This window comes from Bradyrhizobium sp. 33ap4 (assembly GCF_032654765.1).
GTDB lineage: Bacteria > Pseudomonadota > Alphaproteobacteria > Rhizobiales > Xanthobacteraceae > Bradyrhizobium > Bradyrhizobium australafricanum.
Map to the genome: position 1 here is coordinate 1 of NZ_JAUMTJ010000126.1, position 6,801 is coordinate 6,801.

Annotated in this window: 7 protein-coding genes; 2 read left to right on the forward strand and 5 right to left on the reverse strand. The window is 65.0% G+C overall.

From position 1 onward, the window contains the following. Positions 1-71: 71 nt before the first annotated feature. The 4 genes from Q2M23_RS42860 to Q2M23_RS42875 form a co-directional block, all read right to left on the reverse strand. Positions 72-491, reverse strand: coding sequence for a histone (locus Q2M23_RS42860; RefSeq protein ID WP_316399402.1), 420 nt, complete (start codon positions 489-491; stop codon positions 72-74). 214 nt (positions 492-705) lie between these two features. Continuing rightward, complete coding sequence (gene glcF / locus Q2M23_RS42865; RefSeq protein WP_225162244.1) at positions 706-2,022, reverse strand: glycolate oxidase subunit GlcF; 1,317 nt, start codon at positions 2,020-2,022, stop codon at positions 706-708. Beyond that, positions 2,019-3,257, reverse strand: coding sequence for an FAD-binding protein (locus Q2M23_RS42870; protein ID WP_316399405.1), 1,239 nt, complete (start codon positions 3,255-3,257; stop codon positions 2,019-2,021). The genes glcF and Q2M23_RS42870 overlap by 4 nt, the downstream gene beginning before the upstream one ends. A gap of 32 nt (positions 3,258-3,289) precedes the next feature. After that, positions 3,290-3,979, reverse strand: a complete 690-nt coding sequence (locus tag Q2M23_RS42875; RefSeq protein WP_244558800.1) for an ArsR/SmtB family transcription factor — start codon at positions 3,977-3,979, stop codon at positions 3,290-3,292. A gap of 196 nt (positions 3,980-4,175) precedes the next feature. Here Q2M23_RS42875 and Q2M23_RS42880 point away from each other — a divergent pair, with 196 nt between their 5' ends. Beyond that, entirely contained in the window at positions 4,176-4,658 is a 483-nt protein-coding gene (locus Q2M23_RS42880; protein WP_316399403.1) for an antibiotic biosynthesis monooxygenase family protein, read from the forward strand. Positions 4,659-4,801: 143 nt separating this feature from the next. On the opposite strand, the gene Q2M23_RS42885 is transcribed toward Q2M23_RS42880, so the two are convergent. Beyond that, the gene (locus Q2M23_RS42885) at positions 4,802-5,947 is read right to left on the reverse strand and encodes an acyltransferase family protein (RefSeq protein WP_233475491.1); all 1,146 of its coding nucleotides are present in this window, start codon (positions 5,945-5,947) and stop codon (positions 4,802-4,804) included. Positions 5,948-6,267: 320 nt separating this feature from the next. On the opposite strand from Q2M23_RS42885, the gene Q2M23_RS42890 reads away from it, so the two are divergent. Beyond that, positions 6,268-6,681, forward strand: a complete 414-nt coding sequence (locus Q2M23_RS42890) for a hypothetical protein (protein ID WP_076827552.1) — start codon at positions 6,268-6,270, stop codon at positions 6,679-6,681. The last annotated feature ends 120 nt before the right edge of the window (positions 6,682-6,801 follow it).

Sequence of the window (6,801 nt, forward strand, 5' to 3'; positions counted from 1 at the left end):
CGGCCCGGAATTACCGGGCCGTCGTCACTCTCGCTGCCATTGTTCTATGGATGCGCTAGTGTCCACACCACCTAGTGGTGCTCGCCCCCGTCGGCCGACCCGGCAATCCAGCCCGGCGCCGGTTCGTGGCTCGGTGTGGCCCAGCTCGGCGCCGGCTGCGGCTCGGGCGCCGGAGGTGCTGCGACCGGAGCGGCCGGCTTCGGCGCGGCAGCCTTCTTCGGAGCAGCGGCCTTCTTCGGCGCGCTCTTCTTGGCAGCGGCTTTCTTCGCAGCCTTCTTCGGCGCAGCCTTCTTGGCGGCTTTCTTTGCCGTTTTCTTTGCAGCTTTCTTGGCCGACTTCTTCGCCGATTTCTTTGCAGCCTTCTTGGCGGACTTCTTCGCAGCCTTCTTGGCCGACTTCTTCGCGGACCTCTTCTTCGCCGCTACCACCTTCTTGGCCTTTTTGGCCTTTTTGGCCTTCTTGCTTTTCTTCGCCTTCTTCGACTTCGCCATCGTGGTCCTCCTGTTGCCGCTATCTGAGTCCACCGGGCGTATTGAAGTGATCGCTTGCCGGACGTTGGCTGCACCTCGAAGAGAGGCACCCTCCACTTCGCTTGTCGGGCATGATGGCCGCGCGATCGCTTCGCGTCTGTGGCAAGGAAGCGCCGGTCCTTCACGTTGCGTCAGGGCAAGGCTGAGGTCCGGATCATGCTCGAGTGGCAGTCGATCAATTCAATCCTGGCCGGGGACCTCCTGTCGCCCAATCGAGAAGCTCAATCGTGTGCACCACAGGAACTGACGTACCGCCGGCAATCTGAACCATGCAGCCAATATTGCCCGCAGCGATCATGTCCGGTTTGACAAGCGCAATATTGGCGACCTTGCGATCGCGCAATCTGCTCGCAATGTCGGGCTGGAGAATGTTGTAGGTCCCCGCCGAACCGCAACACAAATGGCTCTCGGGCACATCTTTCACCACGAATCCATTCTTGGAAAGCAATTCTTTCGGAAGTTGAGTGATTTTCTGTCCATGCTGCAACGAACAAGCGGAGTGATAGGCGACGGTGACGTCGCCTTTCTGTGTTGAAGGCGCGAGCTCGAGGCCAGCGAGATACTCGGTGATATCCTTTGCCAGCGCCGAGATTCGCTTGGCCGGCTCCGCGAATGTTTTGTCCTCGCGCAGCAGGTAGCCGTAGTCTTTGACAACTGTCCCACAGCCCGAGGTCGTCACCAGGATGGCGTCGAGCCCGTTCTGGTCCGCTTCCCTTTGCCACACCGTGATGTTGGCCCGCGCGCGCGCCAGCGCGTCGCCGTCCTGTCCCATGTGATGGGTCAACGCGCCGCAGCATTGCTCGTCCTTGACCAGCACCACCTCGACGCCGTGCCTGGTCAGGACATTGATCGCGGCCTGATTGATGCGTGGCGCCAGCACCTGCTGGGCGCAGCCCTGCAGCAGCGCGACCCGGCCGCGCCGCCGGCCGATCGGCGCAAACACGGTTCCCGCAGCCGGCCCCGGTTGCGGCAGGCCGCGCGGCGCGAGCGCCAGCATCGCCTTGATCCGCCGCAGCAGACCCGGGCTCGACGCACCGACCGATGGCGTCGGCAGCAATGCGGCGAACGGACGGGCGAGCCCGGCCAGGATCATGCTGATCCGGAATAGGCCCGGCCGCGGCAGCACGAGGGCGAGTACCCACCGCAGCAGCCGCTCGGTCAGCGGTCTCTGGTAATCCCGCTCGATCCGGACCCGGGCCTGGTCGACGAGGTGCATGTAGTTCACGCCCGACGGACAGGTGGTCATGCAGGCGAGGCACGACAGGCAGCGGTCGATATGCTTGACCACGTCGGCCGTCGGCGGCTTGTCTTTCTCCAGCATCTCCTTGATCAGGTAGATGCGGCCGCGCGGGCTATCGAGCTCGTCGCCGAGCAGCACATAGGTCGGGCAGGTCGCGGTGCAGAAGCCGCAATGCACGCAGGCGCGCAGGATCTTGTCGGCTTCCTTGATGTCGGGATCGGCAAGCTGCGCCAGGGAAAACTCGGTCTTCATGCAGCCCCGCCTCGCATCATCCGGCCGCGGTTGAGGACGGACCTCGGATCGAAGCTCGCCCGGACCCGTTCACCGAGCGCGGCAAGCCCGGCCGCCTGCGGCTGGAACACATCGACCGCCCGGCGCACATCCTCGGTGGCGCGGATCAGGGTGGCGTGTCCGCCAATCGCCTCGACATGGCCGCGGACCAGCGTGGCCTGGGCGTCGGCGCCCGGCGGCACCGCGGCCCAGATCAGCCCCCCGCCCCAGTCGTAGATCACGTCGCCGCCGGTGGCGCGCGACAACGCCTGGCCCAGCGCGCCGCCAGAGGCCGGCGGGCAAACGATACGCCACACCGGCCAGGCCCCGAGCGCGCCGTTCGCCGCGAACGGCACCACGTCGCGCAGCGCACTCCAGATTGCGGCCGACCCGTCGTCGGCGAGGCTGTCGACCGTTCCATAGGACGAGAGCGTCTGGCTCAGCGAGGCCGCCCGATGTGCCGCCGACGCCGAAATCCCCTCGAGCCGCACCAGCGTGACCGGCTGGCCTGAGGCTGCAAGGCCGGCCAGCGCGCCGCCCCCGGTCCGCAACGCCGAACCCGGCAGATGCGCGGCGCCGGAGACGTCGAAGGGCGAACCCAGCGCCGCCGTCATCGCCTTGTTGGCGGTGACGTCGTCGAGCCCGCGCAGCAGCAGCGTCCGCTCGGCTTCCGGCTTCGGCATGACCTTAAGCGTGACCTCGGTCATGACCGCGAGCGTGCCCCAGGAGCCGGTCAGCAGCTTGCAGAGATCGTAGCCGGTGACGTTCTTCACCACCCGCCCGCCGGTCTTGAAGCTGTCACCGAACCCGGACACCGCGTGCGCCCCAAGCAGATGATCCCTGATACCGCCGGCCTTGATGCGGCGGGGACCAGCCAGTCCGGCGCCGATCATGCCTCCGATCGTGCCGGCGCCGGCGGTGCCGAGCAGCACCGAAATGTCCATCGGCTCGAAGGCGAATTGCTGGTTCTTGGCGTCGATCAGGGAATGCACGTCGGCGAGCGGCGCGCCGGCCTGCACGGTGATGATCAGCTCGTTCGGCTCATAGGAGGTGACCGCATTCAGCGCCGAGACGTCGAGCAGCGCATTGGTCGCCATCGGATGGCCGATGGCGCGCTTCGATCCATGTCCAATGACCTCAAGCGGCTGCTCGCTGGCGACCGCCGCGCGCACCACTTCCTCGACGTCTTTTGCGTCTCTGACCTTGAGCGTATCCACGCCATAGCCGGTAGCCAAATTCGGCTCCGAAATCAAATGCGCGCGCCGAACAAATTTCTGAATGCGAGGAGTCCGGCGTCGGTGATTTCGACGGAGCGGCCCTGCGGCCGGCGCCGGATCCAGTCCCGTTGCAATGCAAGGTCGGCAACCGCAGCCCCCGCCCGCCCGGCCAGATGCGGACGCCGCTCGCTCCAGTCGAGACAGGGCCGGCACAAGATCCGCCGGCTCCGCGCCGGCGAACGCAGGTCGATGCCGAGATCGCCGAGAAAAGCACGGCCGCAAGCAGTCAGCTCGCCGGCCTCATGGTCGAGATTGAGATGGCCGCGATCCCGCATCGCGTCGGTGACGGCGACGCCGAGCTCGCCGGCAAGGTGGTCGTAGCAGGTCCGAGCCCGGCGCATCTCGGGATCGATGCGCGGCGGCGGCCGGGACGGCTGCGGATCGATCGCGGCAACCGTCATCATGCCCTCGAGCATCTGCGCAACCAGCGGCGTAGCCAGCCGGTAGAAGCGGCGCGGACCACGCCGCTCGACCTTGAGCAGCGCCCGCTCGACCATGCGCGAAAGGTGCCAGCTCGCGGTCTGGGGCGTCACGCCCGCGACCAGCGCCAGTTCGCTCGCAGTCTGCGGGCGTCCGTCCATCAGCCGCGACAGGATGCTGGCACGGCCGGGATCGGCGATCAGCCCGGCGAGTTCGGCAAGCTCCGGTGCGATGGTCTGCATGGCCGGCTCCGCATCGATCGAAATATGCCTCTTGCGCTTGTCGCACGTCATGCCGCTGCAACGCTTCGATCATGATCGAAATGTTCACGACATCGACAATTCGACCATCACCGAACTGGGACGCCGAACGATCGACTATCTCTCGCGTTGCGGTTCGGCCGGCAGGACGCTTGGCGCGAATCATCTGGAGGCGAACATGAAACGTTCGGAAGTTTCGACCACGACGATGATCCTCACCCGACGATCGGCCATCGGCTCGTTCGCGATCATGGCGATCGCCGGCGTCTCGCCCTGGGCCGGATCGCAAGCTCGATCGGAGCACAGCAACGGAGGAATGCCAATGAAGCACTATGCGATGAGCACGAGAACCATCAGCGACGCGATCAACACGTCAGGCCTTCTGGTTGTGGCGCAATGGGAAGCCAAGGAGGGACAGGCCGACAAGGTGGCGAAAATCCTCGACGGCTTCCTGCCCGAGGCGCAGAAGGACCCCGGCACCAAGCTGTTCCTGATCGGCCGCGGCAAGGATAATCCGGCGCAATTCCTGTTCTACGAATTGTTCCAGGACGAAGCCGCGTTCAAGGCACACCAGGACAGCGCGGCTTTCAAAACCTACATCGCGGAGCAGGCGCTGCCGCTGCTCGCCAAGCGCGAGCGGTCGCAATACGCGCTGCTGTGAAGAAAAGCGCGGCGGGGAGGATGCTAGAGCGTTTTCGAGCGAAGTGGACCCGGTTCGCGTGAAGAAAACGCGTCAAAACAAGAAGCGAGAGCTTCGGTTCTGATTCAATCAGAACCGAAGCTCGTCCTTCCCGCCGGCGCGGGTCAGATCGACGCGCCGCTGTTGCCGAGCGTTGCGCGCAAGCCGGCCCGCTCGGGCGGCCTGCGCCAGAAGCCGACGATCGAGATCCGCGACAGCACCGCCGCCTCGAGGCTCTCGACCTGGGTTCGGAGCCGAAGCGCGCGTTTCTCGACGAGATGCCAGGACACGACGGCGACGCCGAAGGCGAGCGGCAGGCTGATCAGGAGGTTCAGATACCAGTGCTGGACCGGCGGGCCGAAGGTGGCGACGCATTGCTGGATGACGAAACCGTAGAGATAAAGCCCGTAGGAGTAATCGCCTGACGACACGATCCAGCTCCGCCGCGGATTCATCAGGCCGAGATAGCATGCGACATAGGCGGCCGGCACGGGAGCCAGCGCGTCACCGCGCCCGGTCGCCATGCCGGCGGCGCACAGCACCAGCGCCAGCAGGCACAGCGTGCGGTTGAACGGCACCTTGTCGCGCCAGAGGTAGAAGCCGACGCCGGCAAGGAAGCAGAACACCAGAAGGTGCGGGCGAAGCTGGATCGGCACCTCGTCCCAGCGCCAGATGTCGTAGACGATGAGCCCGATCTGGGCGATCACCATGAACCCGAGGAACGCCACCCGGTTGAAGCAAATCGTGAGCACGGCGAGCAGCGCCAGGATGACGTAGCACCACAGCTCGTACGGCACGGTCCAGAGCTGGGCGTTCACCAGATCGGGCAGCGGATTGTGCAGGAATACGCCCGGCAGCTCGTAATGGATGTCGCCGACGATATTGAGAAAATAGGCGTGGAATTTCGGATCGGCGACATATTGCGCCAACGGCAGCGCGGTGAAGACCGAACCGATGATGATTGCCGATAGCGTGGTTTCGACCGCGAGCGCCGGTCCGATCCGCAGCACGCGCAGGCCGAGGAAGGAAATCAGACTCTTGCACCGGAGCAGGCTTGCGGTCACCAGGAAGCCGCTCAGGGCAAAGAACAGCGCGAGGATCATCGCGACGCCGATGCGCAGCGTGCTCTGGATTTCCAGCGCGCGGCCGAGCCCGAGCGTCACGTTCGTGCTGTGCAGGCCAATGATCGACGCCGCCAGCGCGATCCGCATGTAGTCGAAACCCGCGGGCCGATTGCGCGAAAGCGCCAGCTGATCGGCCAGGCTGGGCATCGATGTGCTCCCGAAGACGTGCATCTGCGGAAAATACCGAGCAACAGTCTAAGGCCGTGTAAATGGGTCCGCGCTGTAATTGCAGCGACGCACGGGCGCCGGCCACCGCGCAAGGATCGGTTAAGGTTATCGGCCGGCTAGGGCGATCTGTCGAATTGTATCGACCGGCCCTCGCGCGTTGGTGGCTCTGGGCGCACGCTCACGCATGTTGGCCTCGGGGCCAATAGCTGACGTGGCTCCTGATGCCCTGGAAGCAGACTTGTTATAGTCATTCGGCAACCATTGATTTGATCGCGGCTCCGCCGGGAGAAACCACCACGATGCACATCAAACTGACAGCCATCGCGCTGCTCGCGATCATCGCGCCGGGACAGGCGGGTGCTGCCATGCTCACCGACGCCGAGGCGACGTTCCTCGACCAGCTCGCGACCGCAGCCGCGGTGCTCGAACAACGATGCACCGGCTATGAGGCCAATGGTGCCGGCGGCGTTCAAACGGGCGCCAGACTTCTCGGCAGCCCCGACGCCGCGATGGCCATGATCAATGCGTTCGACGCGGCCATCAAGGCTCACGACGGCAATGACTACGATCCGCGCAAATTCCGCCCCGAGGTGTCCGAAGCGGTCGGCAAGACCTTCAAGCGAGTCCGGGCGGCGTTGATCAGAGACCCGGAAGGGGCCTGCGCCGCCTATGGCGATAGCGGCGCGGCGTCGGGGCTGCTCAGACGGTACTAAAGCGCGATGAGATTGGGTTGAATCGTCATCGCGCTTTAGCTCTTTGTTTGACCATGATCTCCGCGCAAACGCGTTCCGCGTTTGTCGCGAGGGAAAACCGCTTCGCACTTTTCCGGATCA

Coding starts and splice junctions, on each gene's coding strand:
- Q2M23_RS42860 (WP_316399402.1), bottom strand. CDS start 491: ATGGCGAAGTCGAAGAAGGCGAAGAAAAGCAAGAAGGCCAAAAAGGCC.
- glcF (WP_225162244.1), bottom strand. CDS start 2,022: ATGAAGACCGAGTTTTCCCTGGCGCAGCTTGCCGATCCCGACATCAAG.
- Q2M23_RS42875 (WP_244558800.1), bottom strand. CDS start 3,979: ATGCAGACCATCGCACCGGAGCTTGCCGAACTCGCCGGGCTGATCGCC.
- Q2M23_RS42880 (WP_316399403.1), top strand. CDS start 4,176: ATGAAACGTTCGGAAGTTTCGACCACGACGATGATCCTCACCCGACGA.
- Q2M23_RS42885 (WP_233475491.1), bottom strand. CDS start 5,947: ATGCCCAGCCTGGCCGATCAGCTGGCGCTTTCGCGCAATCGGCCCGCG.
- Q2M23_RS42890 (WP_076827552.1), top strand. CDS start 6,268: ATGCACATCAAACTGACAGCCATCGCGCTGCTCGCGATCATCGCGCCG.